The organism is Duganella sp. 3397 (assembly GCF_031456625.1).
GTDB classification, from domain to species: domain Bacteria; phylum Pseudomonadota; class Gammaproteobacteria; order Burkholderiales; family Burkholderiaceae_D; genus Rugamonas; species Rugamonas phyllosphaerae.
In genome coordinates this window covers 415049-436849 of record NZ_JAVDVB010000005.1, presented here as the reverse complement: position 1 = coordinate 436849, position 21801 = coordinate 415049, and the positions used below count along the sequence as shown (strand labels likewise).

Sequence of the window (21801 nt, the reverse complement as noted above, 5' to 3'; positions counted from 1 at the left end):
GTAAAAATATTCGAATTGCCCTCATTGCTGGTTAACTGTCATTCCGGACTCCATCCCTTGCCCGCACCAAACCCCGCAAAGAACCCCGCCCGGGTACTGTAAGCAGTCTTGGCCTCCTGCGCATCGATCACCCGGCCATGCTGGCGCATGCTCGTGTCGAGCGGTTTGCCTTCGAGATCCATGCTGCCGTATTCACGCCAGCCGGCGAAGGCCGTTGCGTGCGCCGGGTTGGGCGCCGGCTGCTTGACGTTCGGTCCGGCCCAGCCGGCGGGTGCGATGTGGGGGCCCATGCGGCAGTTGATGAAGGCGACGTGGTCCCAGGTGGCGGCGTAGCCGGGGCTGCGGGCCAGCCAGGTGGCGCCGGCCGGGACGTCGTTGCCGGTCGGGCCGGGGCCGTGGGTCAGGCGGCTGTTGACGAACATGAAGCCCTTGTCCTGCGCGGCGACCGTGCGCGCCTGCAGCAGGTAGCCGCCGCTTTTACCATTGCCGCTATCGCCGACGGTGCGCAATTCGCTGTCTTCGAACAGCGCGGCCCGGTTGTTGCCCCAGATGTAGTCCACGTTGCCGGCGATGAGCGAGCGGTAGAACCACGAATAGCCGCGCACCTGCACCGTATCCTGCTCGCTGTACAAGCTGGCGTTCTTGACGATCAGCCGCCCTTCGCTGTTGAAGAACAGCGCCTCGGCCTGGCCGCCGGTGGGCGAGGCGCGCAAGGCGCTGTTGCGCAGCGTGAGGCCGTCGATGGTCACCAGGTCGGCATCCTCGATCAGGAACACTGCCCGGCCGCCGGTGATGCCGGGCGAGCGTGCGTCCTGCGCCATGCCGGACCCGGGATTCACGCCGTCGCTGTTGACGGCGTCGATTACCACGCCGTCGCGGCTCTGGCCGCGCAGGGTGAGGTTGTCCTTGCCGCGCAAGTACAGCAGCTCCCGGTAACGGCCAGCGCGGATGGTGACGGTGACCGGCGCCGTGCGCGCGGTGTGCTCCATGGCGTAATTGAGTGCGCCCTGCACCGTGCGGAAGTCGGCCGCGCCATCGTCGTCCACCACCAGTGCTTCGGCGCCAGGAGGCAAGGCGGCGCGGGTAGTAAAAGTCCAGCCCTGCTCTTTGGTGACACCGGCAAACGCCACGCCGCCGATGGCGCCAAGCAGCATGCCGTCATCGACCGTCACACGGTACTGCTCGCCCGGCGCCAGCCTGGCGTTGTGCAGGTGGATGATGGCGTCGCGCCCTTCGATGGCGACCGGCTGCCAGCGCACGGCGCGCCGCAACGGCTGGCCGGCGTAACCGAGCGAGTCAAACTCGCCGCCGGTGCGGACGGTGTCCACCAGCGCGCCGTCGCGCACGCGGTAGACGCGAATGGCGCCGCCAGACTCTCCCAGCGTGGGCGCCTGATCGAAGCGCAGCCGCAGCGGCGTATCGAACGGTACTTGATGCTCGCCTATCGCTGGCGTGATGGCGCCAGCCAGCTTGACCTCGGAACGACGCGCCGGACTGGCAGCAAGCACCCTTACCTCCAGCACCGATTGCACATTGGGGTTCTGCGGGTCGGCAAGAGTGACCGTGGTGACACCGGCTGCGCGCGGCGCCAGTAGCACCGCGCCATCGGTCACCGTTGCCGTCACCAGCGACGGTTGCGCAGCCGTGACGGTGAAGCGAAGCGCTTGCGCGCCGTTGGCCGGCGCGGCGATGGCGGCGTCTTGCAGAGCGCTTGGCGTGAGATAACCGGCCGGGGAGACCGGCACGTCGGCGTTGGCGTTGGCGGTCGCTGTCGTTGCCGCGCCTGCATTGGCAGCCACATGATAAGCACCCAACGCGCTCACCGGCACTGCCAGCGGTGCATCCCCCACCGACAACTGCACCCGCTGCGGTGCGCGCGCGAGCGCCAGCCTGGCCGGCTTGTCGATGGAGGCGCCGGTCACCGGCACGCTCATCTCGAACGCAGCGCCCTGCGCCACCACGCCGTAGCTGCCCGCCTGCGCCAGCGCGCCGTCGATCACGCTGGTGATCCGTTCGCCGTCGAGATACGCGGTGAGGCTGCTGCCGGCCATCTCGAGCCGCACCGTGTAAAACCGCCCATGCGCTGCAGCTGCGCGGTTGAACTGTTTGAGGCGGGTGAGACGGCCGTCCTGCATGCGCACGATCTCGATCTGCATGCGCCCCTTGGCATCCTGCCAGGCCAGGCCGGCGCCGTACCAGTTGCCGTCATCCTGGTAGCGGCCCACCACGTAGGCGCGGCCATCGGCTCCGGACGATGCCAGCGGCCGCAGCCGGGCTTCAACGTAAGCATCAGCGGCGCTGACGCCGGCAATGCGTACCGGCGCATCGGCTTCAATCCGCGTGGGCGCACCGGTATCCGCAGCACCAGCGTGGGCAACGACAGGCGCCAACACAGCCAGCGCCAGCAGGGCTTTCAATAACATCGCGTCTCCATGGTTTTCGAATCACTTGTGCAGTCATTCTAAACCATGCGTCGTCAGTGACGAATGCCCTGCCGCTTCAAGAATGCCAGCAGCGGTCCCGGCTCGTCGGTCTGGATGGTATCTACGCCGGCACCGATCAGATCGCCCCATGCCCGGCCCGACGTGCGCAGCGCTTCCAGGTCGCCGCCCATGCCGATCACGCTGATCACGCCCACCGACGTCAGCGTGTTGGCCCACAGCCGGACCCCGCCCGCTGCCGCCAGCTTGCGCACCGGCGCCAACTGCTCGCGCGGCAGGAACACCAGCTCCACCCCTGCAGGCCGCCGCTGCGCCGCCAATTGGCGCGTCACCACCTGCGCGGCACTGGCGCCCTCGCCCTTGCCGGTCCACGCGCCCACGATCGGCATGTACGGCACCGCTGCAAAGGCCGGATCGTCGGCGCCCACGCCCGCTGCGTCGCGGTTCACGAAACTCTTCACCAGCACGTAACGCGCCATGCCGTGCGCGGTTGCTTCCGCAATGGTCTGGGCGTAGATGTCGTCGTCCTTGATGTCGAGGTTGATCATGATGCGGCCCCTGGCAGCGGCCAGCATCTGCGCCAGCGTGGACAGGTGCTCGTCGGTGAGCTCCGGCGACATCTGGGCACCCATGTTTTGCTTCAGGCGCAGCGCCTGCAATTGCGCCAGGGTCAGGTCGGCCACCTTGCCGCGGCCATCGGTCGTGCGGTCGACCGTGGCGTCGTGGATCACCACCAGCGCACCATCGGCGCTGCGGCGCACGTCGAGCTCCATCATGTCCACGCCCAGGCGCACGCAGTGTTCCAGGGCGGCCAGCGAATTCTCGGGCGCCGCCGCCAGCTGCTGCTGCGGCGAGGCGTTGTGGCAGCCCCGGTGCGCCACGATGAACACGCCGGCGGACGGCTGGTCGAACTTGCGGCGGATCGTATCCGCGTGATCGGCAGCCATGGCGGGCTGCGTTCCAGCCAGCAGCAGCGCCGCGTACCATACCTTCAAATAGCGGCCCATGTTAAAACTCCGGCGTGTAGCGCAAGCCCACCCACGCCACCTTCGGCACGGAATAGGTATCCTTGAGCAGGTTCATAGACGGTCCGGTGAGGCTGGTCATGCGCTTGCCGGTGACGTTCTGCACCTGGCCGAACAGGGTCAGCTCGCGCGTAAGCTTGTAGCTGGCCTGCAGGTCCACCTGCGAGCGCGGCGCCCAGTACAGGTCCTGCCAGGCGATATCCGGCACGATAGCGCGCAGCGCCTTGCCCTGGCGGTTGTACGCCGCGCGCAGTTCCAGTCCGGCGCTGGCATAGAACACGGTCAGGTTGGCGGTGCGGTCGGGCTGACCCACCAGGCGGTCGATGTCGCGTGCGGAGCCATCGGACCGGCGCACCGTCATCTTGCCATCGAGCGCGCTCCAGTTGGCGCTCAAGCCCATGTCGGCGATGAGCGGGTGGATCCAGCCCAGCGAGTTGACCACCGCACTCAGTTCCGCGCCCCGGATCGATGCCTTCGACGCATTGGCCGGCCGCGTGACCACCGCGTTCACATAGTTCACACCCTGGTAGGTGTAGCCCTGCGAGGCCTGGTTGAAGATCTCGTCCTTGATGTCCTTGTTGAACACCGCCACCGACAGCAGGCCGTTGGCCGCCTTCGGCAGGCGGTAGTTCAGTGCCAGGTCGGTGTTGGTGGACAGGCGCGGCTTGATGTCCGGGTTGCCCACCGTGACCGCCACACCGGTGGCGTTTGGATTGCCCGTGTCGCCGACGTTGGTGAAACTGATGGCGCTGCGCGCCGCGTAGGAATCGTAAGTGGGCCGGCCGATGGTCTGGCTGGCAGCAGCGCGCAGGTCGAGGTCCGCGCTGGCCTGCCACGTGGTTTGCAGCGACGGCAACAGGAAGTTGTAGCGCGACGACGTGGGCAGCGGCGTCCAGGCGCCGGCCACCAGCGCGCGGCCGGCGGTGTTGAGCAGGGTGCGGTCGTCGCGCAGGCCCACCAGGGTTTTCCACTGTTCGGTGTTGAAACTGACCTGGGCGTAAGCGCCCAGCGTGCGCTCGCGATGCTCGAAGTTGTCCTGGTTGCTGAACGCAGTCTGGTTGGTGGTGTTCAGGCCACCGGCCGCCCGCAGCGCCTCGATCTGGGCGCTGGCCGCCTGCGGGTCGATGGTGATCAGTCCCAGGCCATTCTGGCTGTAGCGCAGCGGTGCGGAAGGGCCGGTCACGCCAAGCAGAGTGAGCGCCGGCTGGCTGGTGTTCGGTTCCAGGTCGTTGCGATGAATATTGTAGCCAGGACGGTCCACGGTGTAAGCGGCGCCCACGGCAAAGCCCACGCCCGGCTGATCGAGGTCGCGCCGGTAGTCGGCGCGCACGTTGCCGATGGTGTCCTGCGCCGAGCGGCGGTAGTCGTCGCGGTAGTACAGCAGCTTGTAGTTGGACAGGTTGTTGTATGCCGCCGGCGAGACGTTGAACGAATGATTCAGATTGCTGGTGTCGTAGTCGAACGCGTATTCCGGCGTGGCGACGGGAATGGCGCCGCCGGTGCCGGGTGCGCTGTAGCTGGCATTGGTGCCGTACTTGATCATCCTGATCGGTTCACGGTAGGTAGCGCGCGAGACGTTGGCGCGCAGGCCCAGCGTCTCGTGGTCTGCGATCTGCCAATCGACACCGCTTTGCAGCAGCCGCGTGGCGCTGGTCATGTCCTGCTGCGAGTAGCCCACTTCGACGTCGCCGCCCGGATAGCGGCCGGACGACGGCCCCTGGTTTTGCACGGTGAGCGTATTGCGCGGATCGATCAGGTTTTCGTTGCGCACCATCTGGTCGCGGAACTTGTAATAGCCGCCGGTGACAAAGCCATACACCGATTGCCATGGCTTCGCTTCGAGCTTGACGGTGAGGCCCAGGCGCGAGCGCTGGTCCTGCACATACCAGTACTTGTCCTGCTGCGGCACGGCATAGCCGTTGCCGAGGTTATTGCCACTGAGGCGGTTGCCGGCCGCGTCGTAAAAATTCTCGAACACGGTGTCGGTGGTCATGTGCGTGTCGGTGCTGGTATCGAGCTTCTGGTAGTTGGCCGCTACCACCATGCCGTACTGTTTAGCGTCGCCGAAGGTGAAGCTGCCGGTGGAGATCACGCGCTGGCCGATACGGTCCTGCGGCCGTGGGCGCGAACCGTCGCTGGCCGCCCCACCCGCTCCCTCGATGGTAAAGAACGGCCGGCCGCTGCGTTCGAAGGCGCTGCGCGTTTTCAGGTCGATAGCGCCACCGATGGCGTTCGGCTCCTGGTCGGCGCCGAAGGTTTTGGACACCACCAGCTCGCTGATCATCGACGACGGCAGCAGGTCGAGCCGCACGCCGCGTCCGATCGAACCGAGATTGCCGTTCGGCGTACCCGGCGAGGCCAGGGGCGAGCCGTCGATGGTGACGTTGTTGTAGGCCGCACCCAGGCCGCGCAGCACCGGCGTGGCCGCCTCGTCGCGCGGGTGCTCGTTGTCCAGCGTGGGCAGGACCGAGAGCCCCGGCACCCGGCGCAGCGTTTCGACGATGGTGTTGTCGGGCAGACCCTGCACCTCGTTGGCGCTGACCACGTCGGCGATGCCGCTGCGATCGAGCTTGCTCTCGATGGCTTTCAGGTAGGCGCGCTTGATGCCGGTGACGGTGACGACGGTGTCAGGCGTCGCCTGGTTATCGGCGTTGGCCGGCTGGGCCGCTTGCTGGGCGTGGGCGCCGGCCGCCATGGTCAGCGCCACGGCGGTAGGCGCCAGCAACCAGCGGTGTTTGGTCATGGTGTACTTCATCTTGTTCGATCCCCTTGCAGATGGTGCCGCGCCGGCTGGAATGCCTGCTGCGATCGGCATCGAGTGTAGGGTCGGCGCCGCTTGCCGGGGTGCGTTTCACGGTCAAATCTCACCGTGAAATACGCTGTCAAAGCCGCTGTCTCAGCGTGCGTGGCGCCACGCGCGTGCCCAGCACCGCGATATCGGTGCTGCCATTGGCCTGCAACACGCATTGCAGCAGCACTTCGAAGTCGCCGATCGCGCCATTTTCCCGCTGCGCCCGGCGGATCAGGGGCCCGAGTTGCGCGGGATTCATCATGAACTCGATGGCGGCGTCGGTCCCGGCCGAGGTGGTACCGCCGATCAGCAGCGTGTGGCCGTCGCCGCTCAGGTTGCGCTTGAAGCCGATCAGCGCATAGCCGCGCCGCGCCGGGTCGCGTGAAGAGAACGGGTAACGCGGCCGTTCACCGCTGACGGGCCGGTCGTTCAGAATGAGAAAATCACCGGTTTCACTGTCCCAGTCGATGTGAAAATTGAACTGGTTGCGATACAGCGCCCACCAGGGATTGGAAGACTCGACCCCGACGAGGATGGTGTTGTCGTGCTTGAGGTCTGACAGTTTCACATCACGTGAAAAGCGCACGTGATACCGCTGCGGCGCGGCGGTGGCCAGCTTGCCCAGTTCCGCCGCCAGCGTCACCGACGACATGCCGGTGTACCGGCGTGCGTTGTAGCGTTCCACCTCCAGCGTTGGCGTGTCCGCCGCACCGGGACGGTTGGCGATGTAGTCGGCCAGCGGCACTGCGCGGCGCGTATCGCCCTGGTACATCACCAGGCCGTTGTCGGACACCACCAGCGTGGCATCGCGGTCGGCCGGCAGCATGGTGGCCCAGAACCGCGTACTCGCATCCTGCGCCGAACTGCTCGCTGCGTCATCGCGCGACTGCCACCAAAGGATGGCCATGGCGGCCAGCACCAGCAGCATCAATGCGGGCATCAGCGCCGCCAGCCGCCAGTGATGCGCCGAAGGGACCGGGACATGCGTCGCCGGCGGCGGCGAAGAGGCAACAACGGATGCAGGCATCGGCTCCGGAGTAGCTGCCAGCGGCGCTACAGGCACAAACACCGGCACATATGCGCCCCGTGGAATCGCGATGCGAAACGCTTCCGCACGGCCCTCGTCCTCGTAATACTGGTCGAGGCGCTGGCGCAGCAGCCGCGCCGTGCTGCGCACGATGGTGTCGTCGGAAGGGTTGTAATGGTCGGGGCGGCCGAAGACGGCCGTGCCAATGCGCTGCTCGGAGAGCTGTTTTTCCTGGCCGTCGAGGGTTGCGACGCAGACGTGGCGCAGAAAAGCCGTCAGCCGTCCGCTGCGCGAAAACGCCTGGCTGGCCAGGATGCGCGCCAGCGCGGCGGTGAACTCGTCCCGCTGCGCCGCCAGTCCACCCGGGGGCGATTGCGCGCTTGCGATTGCTTCCGTTGACATCCGCTTCCATCTCCAGCCGACCATGATCACCCACAGGCTAGCAGGCGATTGTGACAACAGCGTGAATTGGCGGGGAAATCCATAAATTCATTGATTAAATTGAATTTTGGCGATAACCTCGAATTCCTGCGATTGCCTGCCATAGCGCGTAATGAAATCCGTAATTGAAAACGATGAAGTCTGCACCACCCAGCGCGCGGCCGAAATCCTCGGCGTCTCGGTCTCCTCGGTCCAGCAACTGGTGGAGTCGGGCGCCATCGAGGCCTGGAAAACGCGTGGCGGCCACCGCCGCATTCCCATGGCAGCGGTACTGGCTTACAAGGGCCAGCCGGGCCGCGAGCAGGCCACCATCCTGGTCGTGGAAGACAATCCGATGCAGCGCATCCTGTACCAGAAGCACCTGGGCGCCTGGAACCTGCCGGCGCAACTGGTATTTTGCGAGAACGGCTACCAGGCCTTGCTGGAAGTGGCCCGCCGCCAGCCCGACATCGTCGTCACCGACATCGTCATGGAAGGCATCGACGGCTATGAGCTGCTGAACACCATCGTCAACGACCCGCAACTGCGGCCCATGCACATTGCCGTCGTCTCGGCGCTCGGCGAATCGGATCTGGTGGCGCGCGGCGGTTTGCCACCGGGCGTGGTCTTTTTCGGCAAGCCGGTCAACTACGACGAATTGCGCGGCTACCTGCGCGCCGGCTGCGCCAACTTCCTGCGGGCCGCCCGATGAGCCACTACCGTTACCAGAGCATCGACCCCACCGTGCTGATGGAGGCGGCCGGCGATCACGGCACCTTTATCACGCTGTCGCACACCTTCCTCGAACATGCGCCGGGATTGTTCTCGCGGCTGGAGCAGGCGTTCGCGCGGCGCGACTATCAGGCGATTGCCGCCAGCAGCCACGCGCTCAAGGGCATGGCGATGCTGATCGGCGCCGCCACGTTCTCGAGCGAACTGCAACGCCACGAGTCGGCCGCGCGCCAGGGCTGCGCGCTCGACGCCGCCCAGGCCGAACTGGCGCCGCTGCTTGCGCTGGTAATGCGCGAGGTCACCCAGAGCATCGTACGCGCGGTACCGCAGAACTGAGCCGCCGCGCGCCATGACCGTCGTCCGACGCCGCTGGAGCGCCCTCACCGCGCGCCGCGCCACCGTACTCGTGTGCGTGGTGCTGCTGGCCATGCTGGGCGCAACCACCGCACTGGTGAGCTGGCGCCTGTACGTCCACGAAATCGCCGACTGGCGCGGCGAACTGGAAAACCTCACCCTCGTGCTGGCCGAGAACACCGCCCAGACCATGACCTCCACTTACCAGGTGCTCGACAGCATAGACGCGCTGGTGGCCGACGCCGCCGACAAAGCCGGCCCATCACCGACCGCGCGCCAGGCGGCACTCGGCAGCGCGCGCATGTCCCAGGCGCTGCGCGACCGCATCAGCGTGTCGCCGCAAATCGGCGTGGCCACCATCATCGCCGCCAGCGGCGACGTGATCAACTTCACCCGCAGCCATCCGGCGCCGCCCATCAACGTGGCCGACCGCGACTATTTTTTGCACCACGCGCAGAACGACTCGCCCAAGCCGTTCCTCTCCACCCCGGTGCGCAACAAGGGCAACCAGACCTGGACATTTTACGTGAGCCGGCGCCTGAACGACCCTGCCGGCCGGTTCGCCGGCGTGATCCTGGTGGGCGTGTCGTGCGATTTTTTCGGCGAGTTTTTCCGCAACGTGAGCCTGGGCGAACACGCCGCCATCTCGCTGTACCGCAGCGACTTTACCTTGCTGGCGCGCTGGCCGGTGCGCGAGTCCATGATGGGCAAACGCAACCTGGGCGGCGCCACGTACGACGTCATCAGCGCCGGCAAGCAGCACGACGTGGTGCTCACCAGCAGTCCGCGCGCGGCAGACGGCATGCGCCCGGTGCAGCGCATGGGCGCCGTACGCGTGGTGCGCGACTACCCGCTGATCATCAACGCCACCATCACCGAAGAACTGCTGTTCGCCGGCTGGCGCAACAACCTGCGCATGCTCGGCGCGGTGGTCCTGCCCAGCATGATCGCGGTACTGATTGCCTTTGTACTGATGGCCTTCCTGCTCAAGCGCCGCGAGGAAGATGCGCGCCAGGCGCTGGCCCTGAAGGCCGAAGCCGACGCCGCCAATGCCGCCAAGTCGCGCTTCCTGGCCGTGACCAGCCACGAGATCCGCACGCCGATGAACGGCATTGTCGGCATGAGCGAGTTGATGCTCGACACCCGCCTCGACGCCACCCAGCGCACCTACGCCGGCAATGTGCACCACGCCGCGCTGGAACTGCTCCACATCATCAACGACCTGCTCGATTTTTCCAAGGTCGAAGCTGGCCACATGCAGCTCGAACGGCAGGCCTATGCGCCGGCCCAGCTGATCGAACAGGTATTGGCGCTGCACCAGGCCAGCGCCGAACGCAAGCAGCTGCGCCTGTCGGTCGATGTCGATCACCTGCCTGGCCACGTCGAAGGCGACCCTGCGCGGGTGCGCCAGGTGCTGGGCAACCTGGTCAACAATGCCGTCAAGTTCACCCCTGCCGGCGCCATTGGCATCCGCTTGCAGGCCATCGCACCATCAGCCGGCGCCGACCCCGCGCAGTGGCGCCTGCGCTACTCGGTGACCGACAGCGGCATCGGCATCTGTCCGCACGCGCAGTCCCACCTATTCGAACCATTTCGCCAGGCCGACAGCAGTATCGGCAACCGCTACGGCGGCACCGGCCTGGGCCTGGCGATCTGCAAGCACCTGGTCGTATTGATGGGCGGCGCCATCGGGTGCGCCAGCACCCCGGGCCAGGGCTCGACCTTCAGCTTCGAGCTGCCGGCGCGGCTGGTGCCGGCGCCGCCGGCCGACAGCGCGCCGGCGTCGGCGCAGGTCGCCGCATCCGTCCCGGCGCCTGCCGGCCATGCGCTGCTGGTGGAGGACACGGAAATGAACCGGCAGCTGGCGCGCATCCTGCTGCGCAAGCTCGGCTGGACCGCCGACGAAGTACACGACGGCCAGCAGGCGCTCGACGCGCTGACGGCGCGACGCTACGACCTGGTGCTGATGGACTGCATGATGCCGGTGATGGACGGCTATGAAGCGTGCCGCCGCCTGCGTGCGCAGGAAGCGGCCAACGGCTGGCCGCATACGCCGGTGATCGCGCTTACCGCCAATGCCATCGACGGCGACCGCGCGCGTTGCCTGGCAGCGGGGGCCGACGGCTACTTGACCAAGCCATTTACGGCCACCGCCTTTGCCGACGCCATTCGCCGCTGCACCGGCGACTGAATCGTCATAGAATGGCGCTATCGTTCAACCAATGTTCTAACAATAATAGCGAGAGACACTTCGATGCCGGACATCTCCCAGGAAAGCGCGCGCCCGCTGGTGCGCCAGGACTACAAGACCCTGTCGCTGGCCGCCCTCGGCGGTGCGCTGGAATTCTATGACTTCATCATCTTCGTCTTCTTCGCCACCACCATCGGCGCCCTGTTCTTCCCGCCCGATATGCCGGACTGGATGCGGCTGTTCCAGACCTTCGGCATTTTTGCGGCGGGCTACGTGGTGCGTCCGATCGGCGGCATGGTCATGGCGCATTTCGGCGACCTGCTGGGCCGCAAAAAGATGTTCAACCTGTCGATCCTGCTGATGGCCGTGCCTACGCTGCTGATCGGCCTCTTGCCCACGTATGCCAGCATCGGCCTGGCCGCGCCGCTGCTGCTCCTGCTGCTGCGCGTGGCCCAGGGCGCGGCGGTGGGCGGCGAGGTGCCGGGCGCCTGGGTGTTCGTCTCGGAACACGTGCCGGCGCGGCATATCGGCTACGCCTGCGGCACGCTCACCGCCGGCCTCACCATGGGCATATTGCTGGGTTCAATGATGGCCACCGGGATCAACAGCGTGTTCACGCCGCAGCAAGTACTCGACTACGGCTGGCGCCTGCCGTTCCTGCTGGGCGGCGTGTTCGGCCTGGGCGCGATGTACCTGCGCCGCTGGCTGCACGAAACGCCGGTCTTCACCGAACTCAAACAGCGCAAGGCGCTGGCGGCGGAACTGCCGCTCAAGGCCGTGCTGCGCGAACATCGCGGCGCGGTGGTGCTGTCGATGCTGCTTACCTGGATGCTGTCGGCCGCCATCGTAGTGGTGATCCTGATGACGCCCACGCTGCTGCAGAAGGTTTATGGTTTCGATGCCCGCACCGCGCTCATGGCCAACACCGCCGCCACCCTGTGCCTGGCGGTGGGCTGCGTGGTGGCTGGCGTACTGGCCGACCGCCTGGGCGCACGCCGCATGCTGATCGGCGGCGCACTGCTGCTGGCCATTTGCACGTACGCGTTCTACACCACGGTCAAGGTACGCCCCGACCTGCTGCTGCCGCTCTACTGCCTGCTGGGCTTTGCGGTGGGCGTGGTGGGCGTGGTGCCGAGCGTGATGGTGCGCGCGTTTCCGGCGCCGGTGCGTTTTTCCGGCCTGTCGTTTTCGTACAACCTGGCCTACGCCATCTTCGGCGGCCTCACCCCGGTCATGGTCACGCTGATGCTCAAGGTGGAGCCGCTGGCGCCGGCGTGGTACGTGATGGCGCTGTGCGCGGTGGGCGTGGTCACCGCGCTGTTCGTCAGGGACGGACAGCGGCGATAGTCGGCGCTGGCAATTGAGCGCTGTCAGTCCAGCCGCCACCCAGCGCCTGGAACAACGCCACCGTGTCCGCGTACCGCGCGGCGCGGGCCGCGATCAGCGCCACGCTGGCCTGCTGCCACGACTGCTGCGCCAGCAGCACCGCCGGATAGGCCAGCGTGCCCAGTTGCCACTGGCGCTGGGCGATGCCCAGGCTGCGGTGCGCGGCCTGCTCGGCGGCGTCCGCGCTGCGCAGCGCCCTGGCATCGGCATCGACCGCGTGCAGTGCGTCCGCCACATTCTGGAAGGCCGTGAGCACCACGCTGCGATACTGGAACGACGCTTCGGTGTATGCCGCTTCGGCCGCGCGCTGCTGGTGCAGCAAGGCGCCGCCCTTGAACAGCGGCTGCACCAGGTCGGCGCCGATGCTCCAGAAACCTGTCCCCGACTTGAACAGCGTGCCGGCATTGAGCGCCGTCCCGCCCAGTGTGGCGGTGAGCGCAATATTGGGCAGGCGCGCGGCCTTGGCCACGCCTACCTGGGCGCTGGCCGCATGCAGTTGCGCTTCGGCGGCGCGGATGTCGGGCCGGTGCTCCACCAGCCGCGCCGGCACACTGACCGGCAGCGTTTCGGCCAGTTCCAGGCCATTGAACTCCACCCCCGCCACACCGGTGCCCTCGGCCGGCATGCGCCCGCCCAGCACCGCCAGCAGGTTGCGCTGCTGGGCCACCTGTTTTTCCAGCGGCGGCACGCCGGCTTGCGCCTGCGCCAGCGCAGTCTCCTGCGCCGCTACATCGGCCGGGCCCACCTGGCCGGCTCGCTGCATGGCGCGCGTGGCCTCGAGCTGGCGCTGCGCCAGGTCGGCCAGCTCGCGCGTGACGTCGAGCTGCGCGCGCAGCGCAGCCTCGTTGATCGCGGCCAGCACCACGTTCGCCTCCAGCGTCAGGCGCGCGGCGTCGCCCTGGTAGCGCGCCACGTCCACTTCGGCGCCAGCCGCTTCCAGCTGCCGACGCACGCCGCCGAATACATCGGGCGAGTAGCCCACGTTCAGTTGCGCCGTGTGCAGCGAGAACAGGTTGGCGCCCGAGGCCAGGGGGCTCGATAACGTACCGGCCACCCGCTGGCGCGTGGGCGCGAGGTGCAAGGTGGCGTCCGACCACCACAGGCCCTGCTGGGCGGTGGCGTTTTCGCGCGCGGCCAGCAGCGCGGCCTGCGCCGCCTGCAAGTCGGGGTTGACGGCCAGTGCACTGTCCACCAGGGCATTCAGCGATTCCGAGCCGAAGCTGGTCCACCAGCGCGCCGGCACATCCTGCCCGGCCGCCAGTTTCTGGGTATATTCCGGCTGCGCCGCTTCGCCGTCGAGCACCTGGGCAGTGTAGCGCTGCGCCGTGGGCGCGGCCGGGGCGACAAAATCGGGACCGGCGGCGCAGCCGGCGATCAGCGTGGCCAGCGCAATCGCGGCCAATTGGGCGGCAATGATTTTTTTCATGCGCTCTCCTCCTTCATGTCTTGTTGATTCATGCGATGTTCGATCAGGCGCTGTTCGATCAAGTAATACAGCGCCGGCAGCAGCACCAGCGTCAGCGCTGTGGCGGTGACCAGGCCGCCCACCACAACGGTGGCCAGCGGGCGCTGAACATCGCTGCCCAGGCCATGCGCCAGCGCGGCCGGCACCAGGCCCAGGGCCGCCACCGTGGCCGTGGTGAGCACCGGACGCACCCTTTCGCTGGCGCCCTTGATCACGGCCGACCGCAGGTCGTCCGGCAGCATTGCGCGCCAGCGATTCAGGTTGGAAAGCATCACCACCGCGTTGAGCACCGCCACGCCGAACAGCGCGATAAACCCTACCGCCGACGACACGTTGAGCGTCATGCCGCGCAGTTGCAGCGCCACCAGGCCACCGAGCAGCGACAGCGGCACCACCAGCAGGATCAACCCCGGCTGGCGCAAGTTGCCGAACGCCGAGAACAGCATCACGAACATCAGCGCCAGCACCGCCGGCACGATTACCGCCAGGCGTGCCTGGGCGCGCTGCTGGTTTTCGAACTGGCCGCCCCAGGTAATCTGGTAGCGCGCGTGGTCGTACGGGATCTCGCGCGCGATGCGGCCCTGGGCCTCAGCGAGGAACGACGACAGGTCGCGCCCGCGCAGGTTGGTGCGCACCGTCAGGTGGCGCCGGTTCATCTCGCGGGTGATCGTGGTCTCTCCCTGCGCCATGCCGATATGGGCCACCTGCGACAACGCCACGTGGGCGCCGTTGGCGGCGGTGAGCACCAGGTTGCCGATCGCCTGCGGATCGCTTCGGGCAGCGCCCTCGAAGCGCGCGGCCACGTCGTAGCTGCGGTCGCCCACGTACACTTGCGCCACCGGGCTGCCGCCGATGCCGGTCTGGATCAGCGCCATCACGTCGGCCACGTTGATGCCCAGGCGCGCGGCGGCGGCGCGATCGACATCGATGCGCACCTGCGGCAGCGGCGGCTCCTGGTCGATGATCACGTCCTGCGCCCCTGGCACGGTGCGCAGCAGGTGCTCCACGGCGGCGGCCAGCTTGCGGGTTTGCTGGAAGTCGTCGCCATACACCTTGACCACCAGGTCGCTGTGGGCACCGGCCAGCTTGTCGAGCACGCCGTCGATCATCGGCTGCGAGAAGCCCACGTCGGTGCCGGGCAAATCACGATAGCGCGCGGCCAGCCGATCGACCAGGTCCTGCTTGGCCATGCCCGACGGCCACTGGTCGTAGGGCTTGAGCGTGACCGCGCATTCGATGTGCGAGGGCGTAAAGGGATCGGTGCCCTCGTCGTTGCGGCCCAGCTGCGTAACCACGTGCGCCACCTGCGGCTCTTTCAGGGTGGCGTCGCGCAGGGCGTCGGCCATGCGGGTGGCCTTGTCGAGCGAAATCCCCGGTGGCAGCGTTACCTGCAGCCAAATCGAACCTTCGTCAAGCGCCGGCAGGAAGTCGCGGCCGATGGCGCCGCCCAGCACCACCACTGCCGCCAGCGTGGCGCTGGCCAGTACCAGCACCAGCTTCGATTTGCCGACCAGCCGCTGCAACAGCGCTTCGTAGCGCGGCATCAGCCAGGTGAGCAGCGGGTTGTGGAAAATCTTGCGCGGCTTGCGGAAGGCCCAGTGGGCCAGGCCCGGGATCACCATCATCGTCATCAGCAAGGCGCCCAGCAAGGCAAAGCCCACCGCAAAGGCCATCGGCGAGAACAGCTTGTATTCGATGCGCTGGAACGCGAACAGCGGCAGGTACGCCACCATGATCACCAGCATGCCGAACAGCGTGGGCTTCATCACCTGGCTGGTGGCGGCCAGCGCCGCGTCTTCGTCCAGCAGGCCTTCCGGCTGTTCTTCGCGCCGGCGCAGGATGGCTTCGAGCACGAAGATGGCGCCATCGACGATGATGCCGAAGTCGATCGCGCCCAGCGAGAGCAGGTTGGCCGGCACCTTGAAGTGGTGCATCAGGATAAACGCCGTCATCAGCGAGACGGGAATCGCGGCAGCGGCAATCAGCGCCGCGCGCACGCTGCCCAAAAACAGCACCAGCACCAACGTGACCAGCACCACGCCTTCGATCAGCGTCTTGCCGACCGTGTGCACGGTTGCCTCCACCAGCGAGCTGCGGTCCATGTAGGCCACTACCTTGACATCCTTGGGCAGCAGGTGGTCGTTCAGGTCGGCCACGGCGTCGTGCACGCCAGCAATCACGCGCGACGGATTCTGGTTCTTCAGCAGCAGCACGATGCCGGAGACGGTGTCGGACACGTGGTCCTTGCCCAGGATGCCGTGCCGTTCCTGCTGGCCCAGCGTGACCGTGCCCAGGTCTTTCACCAGCACCGGCACTCCGCTTTTTTGCGCCACCACGATATTGCCCAGGTCATCGAGGCCATGGATCAGTCCCACGCCGCGCACGACCATGCCCTGTTCACCGCGCGTGAGGATGCTGCCGCCCGCGTTGGCGTTGTTGGACGAGATGGCCTGGGTGATCTGCGCCAGCGACAGGCTGTATTTGACCAGCTTGGCCGGATCGAACTCGATCAGGAACTGCGTGGTCACGCCGCCAAAATTGGTCACATCGACCACGCCGGACGCCTGTTTCAGGCGCGGCACCACGGTCCAGCGCTGCAATTCGGACAGTTCGCGCAGGCTGCGCGACTTTGACTCCAGCGTGTAGCGGTAGATTTCACCGATCGGGGAAGTGAGCGGATCGAGCGACGGCTGCGCGCCGTATGGCAGCGTAACGCCGGCGATGCGCTCCTGCAGGCGCTGGCGCGACCAGTAATCTTCGGCGCCGTCCTCGAACACCACGGTGATCAGCGACAGGCCGAAGGTGGACTTCGAACGCATCACGTGCATGCCGGGCGTTCCCATGATTTCGCGCTCGAGCGGAATCGTGATCTGCTGCTCGACCTCTTCGGCGGCCAGGCCGTTGACTTGGGTGACCACCTGCGAGGTGGTGTCGGCGATGTCGGGATAGGCTTCCAACGGCAGCTCGGTCCAGCAGTACGCACCGTACACGGTGGCGAGCAGGAAGATCAGCGCGACCATGCCGCGCTTGTTGAAACACAGGTGGACGATGCGGTCAATCATTGAGCAGCACTCCATCCTTGACCACGATGCGGGTGCCAGCAGCCAGGCCGGACTGCACTTCCACCTGGTCGCCCACCTGCGCGCCCAGCTTCACTTCGCGCGACGTAAAGCGCCACGGCGCCGTTTCCACGAACACGCGGCTGGCAAAACCGCCCTGCACCACGGCGGTCAACGGCACCAGGATGGCCGGACGCGCGCGCGCGCTCAAGGTGGCGGTGGCGAACATGCCGGGTTTCAGGCGGCCGTCGCGGTTCTCGAACGGCACGCGCAGCTTGACGGTGCGGGTATCGGGATCGAGCATTTCGCCCACGTAGCGCACGGTGCCCTGCAACGGCTCGGGATAGGCGTCGAGGCGAATGCTGGCGGCCTGGCCGGCATAGACCTGCGCCAGGTCTTTTTCCTGCGCGTTGATGGCGACGAACACCTGCGATAGGTCGGCCACCGTCATCAATGGCGCGGTGGCGTCGTTCCAGTACATGCCGCGCGCGGCGGACAATTCCACCACGCGGCCGGCGAACGGTGCGCGCACCGCCAGCGTGCCGTTTTTCATGTTGCTGCTGGCGAGTGCGCCACTCTGGCGCAACCTGGCGGCAGCGCGGGCGGCCTCGCTGGCCGCCTGCGCGTAGTCGCTTTGCGCCTGTTCCAGGTCGCGGCGGGCAGTCAGCTGCTCGTGGTCGAGCGCCTGCTGGCGTTCGAGGTTGCCCGCTGCCAGCGTAAGCGCCGCCTGCGCGCGGGCGGCGTCGGCGCCGGCCTGGGCGAAGTCGGGGGCGTCGATCACGAACAGGATCTCGCCGGCTCTGACGGCATCGCCCAGCTGCTTGTTCAGGCTGACCACGCGGCCGGCCATCGGCGTGGTGATTTTTACCAGCCGGGCGGGATCGGCTTCCACCGCGGCCGGCAACACGAATGGCGCCGCCAGGCTTTGTGAGACCACTGGCGCCACGGCCAGGGTCCGGCGCAACGGCGAGGTGGCCGGCACGACGATCGCTTCGCCTTCATGCAGCAGCGCCGGCGCCGGCCCTGTCGGCGAGGAGGAGTTGGCGGCATTGGTGGCATTGGCGGCATTGGCCGCCTGCATCGCGTGCATCCCATGCGCGCCCCAGGCGATCAGGCCGACGGCGATGAGGGCGGCCAGCAGCAGCGGGCCGGGAATGAAACGGGTCCAGCGGCGGTCACTGGAAGATTGGGTGATTTTTTTCATGGCGGTTCTCCTGAAGCTACAGCCGCCATGGTACGAATTTATGCTGCACCGCATCCTGAATACTTCTTCAGGATTCCTGCGCACCGGCGCTGTTATACTCGGGTTCCCGGTCGAGGACATTCATGCACATCCTGTTGGTAGAAGACGATCACAAAGCGGCGCGGCTACTGGCGCGCGGCCTCGAGGAAGAAGGCTTCCAGGTGCAGGTCGCGCATGGCGCACACGAAGCGGCCACGCCGGCCGGCTTCGACCTGGCCATCCTCGACTGGATGATGCCGGGCAAAGACGGCGTGACCCTGTGCGCCGAATGGCGGCAGTCCGGCCACCAACTGCCGGTGCTGATGCTCACCGCGCGCGATGCCGTGGCCGACCGCATCCTGGGCCTGAACACCGGCGCTGATGATTATTTGACCAAACCGTTCGTGTTCGACGAGCTGCTGGCGCGGGTGCGCGCGCTGCTGCGCCGCTTCGACCGCGCCCAGCCGGCATTGCTCAAGGTGGCAGACCTGGCGCTCGACGCCCGTACCCGCACCGCCACGCGCGGCGGCAGCAGCTTCGCCCTCACCGCCAAGGAATACGCCCTGCTCGACCTGCTGATGCGCCATGCCGGCAGCGTCGTCACCCGCCTGCAACTGGCGGAGCAGGTATGGCACGCGGACCTGATTGCCATCGACAACCTGATCGACGTCCACATCAAGAACCTGCGCCGCAAGGTCGATCCCCCCGCTGCGGCGCCGCTGATCGAGACCGTGCGCGGACGCGGCTTCCGGCTCGGACCGCCGTCTGAGCCTGACCATGCTTAGTCTGCGCCAGCGCCTGATCGCGGTCCACCTGCTGGCCATCCTGGCCGCCGTGGGCGCCACGGCGGGCGCCGGCTGGTGGGTGTTGTCGCAGTCGGTCAACCGCCAGCTCGATACCGCCCTGCTGGCCCTGGCCGAAGCCGAGGCGGCGATGCTGAGCGACAGCGATGGCACGGTGATACGCGTGCACGAAGCGCCGCAAGGCAGCGCCCCGCCCTCGCTCACGCGGCTCGACCGGCTGGTGCAGATCATCGACAAGCAGGGCTGGATCCTGGCGCGCAGCAGCAACCTGGGCACCGAGGATTTGCCGGCGTCGTCGCAGCTGCTCGAGCAACTGGCAGCGGGACGCACCGTGTTCGAAACCCTGCCCGACACCAGCGAGGAACCGCTGCGCATGGTGTCGGTGCCGGCGCGCGTCAAAGGCCAGCTGTACGCCGTGCAGGTGGCCGGCTCGCTCGACGACGCCAACAGCACGCTGCGCTCGGCGGCGCTGCTGTTCGGCGCCATGGCGGTGGCGCTGATGGCAGCGCTGGGCTGGGCCGGCGCGCGGCTGTCGCGCAAGCTGTTCGTGGCGATCGAGAACATCGTCGAGCAGGCCGGCCGCATCGAGGACAACCACCTGGACCGACGCCTGCCGCACCCTGGCGGCGACGACGAAATCGGCCACCTGGTCACCACCCTGAACGCCATGCTCGAGCGGATCGAAGGGGCGTTCGAAACCCAGCGCCGCTTTACCGCCGACGCCTCGCACGAACTGCGCTCGCCGCTCTCGCGCCTGCGCGCCGAGATCGAGATCACGCTGCGCCGTCCGCGCGAGAGCGGCGACTACGTCGCGGCCCTGCGCTCGTGCCTGGACGAGGTGGAGCGCCTGACCACGCTGGTGGAAGAACTCCTGATGCTGGCGCGAATCGACGCCGGCCAGGAGCGCGGCCCCGGCCAGCCGGTGTCTTTGACGGACCTGGTGCGCGACACCGTCGCGCGCATGGCGGCGCCGGCGCGCGAGCGCGGCATCGAACTCGTTGATGCCAGTGACTTGCCCGGGGATGTGCAGGTGGAGCAGGCGGCGCTGGGACTGGTGCTGCGCAACCTGCTGGAAAACGCCCTGAAGTTCTCGCCGCCGGGCGGGCGCATCGAGGTCGGCCTGGCACGGGGCGAAGGCACGATACTGCTCACCGTGGCCGACCAGGGCCCAGGCATTGCCGACGCCGAGCTGCCCTATGTATTCGACCGCTTCTTCCGCGGGACGGGCGCACGTGCCAGTGAAGTAGCCGGGGTGGGCCTGGGCCTGGCGCTGTCGCAGTCCATCATGCGCGCGGCCGGCGGCAGGATCACGGCCGCCAACCGTCCCGGTGGCGGCGCGCTGTTCACCGTCCAACTTCAACAATTACAAGAGACACCATGACCCCATCGTACCGAGCACCGGACGCCGTCAGCCTGCTGGAACGACTGCGCCAGGGCGCGCTCACCGCCGAACAGCTGGTTGGCCAGCACCTGCAAACGCTGGCGCGCGAGCAGCCACGCCTGAACGCCGCCACCAGCATCTTTCACGAACAGGCGCTGGCCGAGGCACGGCGGCTCGATCGCGAAGGCGACCATTCGCTGCCACTGTTTGGCCTGCCGTGCAGCGTGAAGGAGACTTTTGGTCTGGCCGGCCAGCAGGTGACGGCCGGCTCGCAGCGGATGGCGCCCGAACCGCACACGCACGATGCCGAGATCGTGCGCCGTTTGAAAGCTGCCGGCGCGGTGGTGATCGCCCGCAGCAATGTGCCGGAACTGGCGATGACGGCCGAATCGACCAATCCCCGCTACGGGCGCACCAACAACCCGCTGGCGCCAGACCGGGTGGCTGGCGGTTCGAGCGGCGGCGAAGGCGCGCTGGTGGGGTCGAACAGCTCGGTCTTTGGCGTGGGGTCGGACATCCTCGGCTCGATCCGGATCCCGGCCGCGTTCTGCGGCGTGGTGGGCTTCAAGCCGCATTCGGCAGCGGTCGATGGCGCCGGCACCTGGCCACAGGTGACCGGCAATACCCGCACCTGGCTGGGCCTGGGGCCGATCACGCGCAGCGTGCGCGACGCCCGCCTGGTGTACAACGTGATCGCGCGACAGCCGCTTGCCGCCGGTGGCGACATCGCTGGCGGCGCGGCCGGTGGCCGGCTGGTGGTGCCGGGCGGCTTTCCGCTGACGATACGGGATGCCTGCATCGGCCAGGCCTTGGCGGCGGCGAGAGCGGCCCTGGTGGCTGGCGGCTACCGCGAAGAAGCGCAGGATTTTTCGGACGTGCGCCACCTGTTCCTGCAAATCCCGAAAATCATCCTCGACGACTTCTACGATACCTGGATCCGGCTGCTGACCACAAAGGAAGCGGCGCCCTTCTCGCCCTGGCGCGAACTGGCGGCGCAACTGCTGCGCCGCCCCACCATCGACAACGGCCTGCTGACGTGGATGCTGATCGCGCCGCTGATGAAACCGCGCCGCCAGTCCACGGTCACGCGCATCGCCGCAGACTACGCCAGCGCGCGCGCCCGCTACCACGCCATGCTGGGCGCGGACGGCGTGGTGGTCCTGCCCACCCTGGGCTTGCTGGCGCCGCACCATGGCAAGATGAACCGGCAGTCGTTGAAACCGGGCGTCAACGGCCTGTTCACTGCCCACACCATGGGCAACTACCTGGACCTGCCGGCAATCGCGGTGCCAGCCTGGAAGTACCGCGACCCGGCCACCGGCCTGGTCCCCAGCATCTCGCTGCTGTGCGCCCCCGGCGCCGAAGCGCGCCTGTTCGCCGCTGCACAAACCGCCGAAGCCGCCCTCAACTAACCTTCGGGGTCAGTGCCGACATTCGGACATTTTTGAACTTATTGCGCATGTTACGGTCGCTTGTTAGTGCCGAGTTCGTGTCCAGATGTCGG

14 protein-coding genes are annotated in these 21801 nt (G+C 67.4%); 7 read left to right on the top strand and 7 right to left on the bottom strand.

What is annotated here, in order from left to right; all coding sequences use genetic code 11:
* Nucleotides 1-38: 38 nt before the first annotated feature.
* The 4 genes from J2X54_RS18370 to J2X54_RS18355 form a co-directional block, all read right to left on the bottom strand.
* Complete coding sequence (locus tag J2X54_RS18370; protein WP_310182497.1) at nt 39-2423, bottom strand: pectinesterase family protein; 2385 nt, start codon at nt 2421-2423, stop codon at nt 39-41.
* Nucleotides 2424-2476: 53 nt separating this feature from the next.
* Nucleotides 2477-3448 carry a glycerophosphodiester phosphodiesterase family protein gene (locus J2X54_RS18365; RefSeq protein ID WP_310182496.1) on the bottom strand — a complete coding sequence of 324 codons (972 nt, stop codon included), beginning with the start codon at nt 3446-3448 and terminating at the stop codon, nt 2477-2479.
* A 1-nt stretch (nt 3449) separates the two neighbouring features.
* Entirely contained in the window at nt 3450-6209 is a 2760-nt protein-coding gene (locus tag J2X54_RS18360; RefSeq protein ID WP_310182495.1) for a TonB-dependent receptor, read from the bottom strand.
* 139 nt (nt 6210-6348) lie between these two features.
* On the bottom strand, nt 6349-7686 hold the full coding sequence (locus J2X54_RS18355; protein WP_310182494.1) for a hypothetical protein: 1338 nt from the start codon (nt 7684-7686) through the stop codon (nt 6349-6351).
* 151 nt (nt 7687-7837) lie between these two features.
* Here J2X54_RS18355 and J2X54_RS18350 point away from each other — a divergent pair, with 151 nt between their 5' ends.
* The 4 genes from J2X54_RS18350 to J2X54_RS18335 all read left to right on the top strand — a co-directional run bounded on the left by J2X54_RS18350 (nt 7838) and on the right by J2X54_RS18335 (nt 12328).
* On the top strand, nt 7838-8416 hold the full coding sequence (locus tag J2X54_RS18350) for a response regulator (RefSeq protein ID WP_310182493.1): 579 nt from the start codon (nt 7838-7840) through the stop codon (nt 8414-8416).
* On the top strand, nt 8413-8772 hold the full coding sequence (locus J2X54_RS18345; protein ID WP_070251022.1) for an Hpt domain-containing protein: 360 nt from the start codon (nt 8413-8415) through the stop codon (nt 8770-8772). The genes J2X54_RS18350 and J2X54_RS18345 overlap by 4 nt, the downstream gene beginning before the upstream one ends.
* A 13-nt stretch (nt 8773-8785) precedes the next feature.
* A complete protein-coding gene (locus tag J2X54_RS18340; protein ID WP_310182491.1) occupies nt 8786-10981 on the top strand; it encodes a response regulator in 2196 nt (731 codons plus the stop codon).
* 63 nt (nt 10982-11044) lie between these two features.
* Nucleotides 11045-12328, top strand: a complete 1284-nt coding sequence (locus J2X54_RS18335) for an MFS transporter (protein ID WP_310182489.1) — start codon at nt 11045-11047, stop codon at nt 12326-12328.
* On the opposite strand, the gene J2X54_RS18330 is transcribed toward J2X54_RS18335, so the two are convergent.
* The 3 genes from J2X54_RS18330 to J2X54_RS18320 are packed head-to-tail and all read right to left on the bottom strand — an operon-like array spanning nt 12306 to nt 18095.
* On the bottom strand, nt 12306-13793 hold the full coding sequence (locus J2X54_RS18330; protein WP_310182488.1) for an efflux transporter outer membrane subunit: 1488 nt from the start codon (nt 13791-13793) through the stop codon (nt 12306-12308). The genes J2X54_RS18335 and J2X54_RS18330 overlap by 23 nt on opposite strands.
* Nucleotides 13790-16894 carry a CusA/CzcA family heavy metal efflux RND transporter gene (locus J2X54_RS18325; protein ID WP_310182487.1) on the bottom strand — a complete coding sequence of 1035 codons (3105 nt, stop codon included), beginning with the start codon at nt 16892-16894 and terminating at the stop codon, nt 13790-13792. Before J2X54_RS18325 ends, J2X54_RS18330 begins: the two co-directional genes overlap by 4 nt.
* Nucleotides 16887-18095, bottom strand: a complete 1209-nt coding sequence (locus J2X54_RS18320; protein ID WP_310182485.1) for an efflux RND transporter periplasmic adaptor subunit — start codon at nt 18093-18095, stop codon at nt 16887-16889. The genes J2X54_RS18325 and J2X54_RS18320 overlap by 8 nt, the downstream gene beginning before the upstream one ends.
* A gap of 122 nt (nt 18096-18217) precedes the next feature.
* Between J2X54_RS18320 and J2X54_RS18315 the strand changes: the two genes are divergently transcribed.
* Genes J2X54_RS18315 through J2X54_RS18305 form a run of 3 tightly spaced genes read left to right on the top strand, consistent with a single transcriptional unit; the run spans nt 18218 to nt 21709 of the window.
* On the top strand, nt 18218-18898 hold the full coding sequence (locus tag J2X54_RS18315) for a response regulator transcription factor (RefSeq protein ID WP_310182483.1): 681 nt from the start codon (nt 18218-18220) through the stop codon (nt 18896-18898).
* Complete coding sequence (locus J2X54_RS18310; protein WP_310182482.1) at nt 18891-20297, top strand: ATP-binding protein; 1407 nt, start codon at nt 18891-18893, stop codon at nt 20295-20297. The genes J2X54_RS18315 and J2X54_RS18310 overlap by 8 nt, the downstream gene beginning before the upstream one ends.
* Nucleotides 20294-21709, top strand: coding sequence for an amidase (locus J2X54_RS18305; RefSeq protein WP_310182480.1), 1416 nt, complete (start codon nt 20294-20296; stop codon nt 21707-21709). The genes J2X54_RS18310 and J2X54_RS18305 overlap by 4 nt, the downstream gene beginning before the upstream one ends.
* The last annotated feature ends 92 nt before the right edge of the window (nt 21710-21801 follow it).

Coding starts and splice junctions, on each gene's coding strand:
- J2X54_RS18330 (WP_310182488.1), bottom strand. CDS start 13,793: ATGAAAAAAATCATTGCCGCCCAATTGGCCGCGATTGCGCTGGCCACG.
- J2X54_RS18305 (WP_310182480.1), top strand. CDS start 20,294: ATGACCCCATCGTACCGAGCACCGGACGCCGTCAGCCTGCTGGAACGA.
- J2X54_RS18335 (WP_310182489.1), top strand. CDS start 11,045: ATGCCGGACATCTCCCAGGAAAGCGCGCGCCCGCTGGTGCGCCAGGAC.
- J2X54_RS18345 (WP_070251022.1), top strand. CDS start 8,413: ATGAGCCACTACCGTTACCAGAGCATCGACCCCACCGTGCTGATGGAG.
- J2X54_RS18340 (WP_310182491.1), top strand. CDS start 8,786: ATGACCGTCGTCCGACGCCGCTGGAGCGCCCTCACCGCGCGCCGCGCC.
- J2X54_RS18320 (WP_310182485.1), bottom strand. CDS start 18,095: ATGAAAAAAATCACCCAATCTTCCAGTGACCGCCGCTGGACCCGTTTC.
- J2X54_RS18355 (WP_310182494.1), bottom strand. CDS start 7,686: ATGTCAACGGAAGCAATCGCAAGCGCGCAATCGCCCCCGGGTGGACTG.
- J2X54_RS18370 (WP_310182497.1), bottom strand. CDS start 2,423: ATGTTATTGAAAGCCCTGCTGGCGCTGGCTGTGTTGGCGCCTGTCGTT.
- J2X54_RS18310 (WP_310182482.1), top strand. CDS start 18,891: ATGCTTAGTCTGCGCCAGCGCCTGATCGCGGTCCACCTGCTGGCCATC.
- J2X54_RS18350 (WP_310182493.1), top strand. CDS start 7,838: ATGAAATCCGTAATTGAAAACGATGAAGTCTGCACCACCCAGCGCGCG.
- J2X54_RS18360 (WP_310182495.1), bottom strand. CDS start 6,209: ATGACCAAACACCGCTGGTTGCTGGCGCCTACCGCCGTGGCGCTGACC.
- J2X54_RS18365 (WP_310182496.1), bottom strand. CDS start 3,448: ATGGGCCGCTATTTGAAGGTATGGTACGCGGCGCTGCTGCTGGCTGGA.
- J2X54_RS18315 (WP_310182483.1), top strand. CDS start 18,218: ATGCACATCCTGTTGGTAGAAGACGATCACAAAGCGGCGCGGCTACTG.
- J2X54_RS18325 (WP_310182487.1), bottom strand. CDS start 16,894: ATGATTGACCGCATCGTCCACCTGTGTTTCAACAAGCGCGGCATGGTC.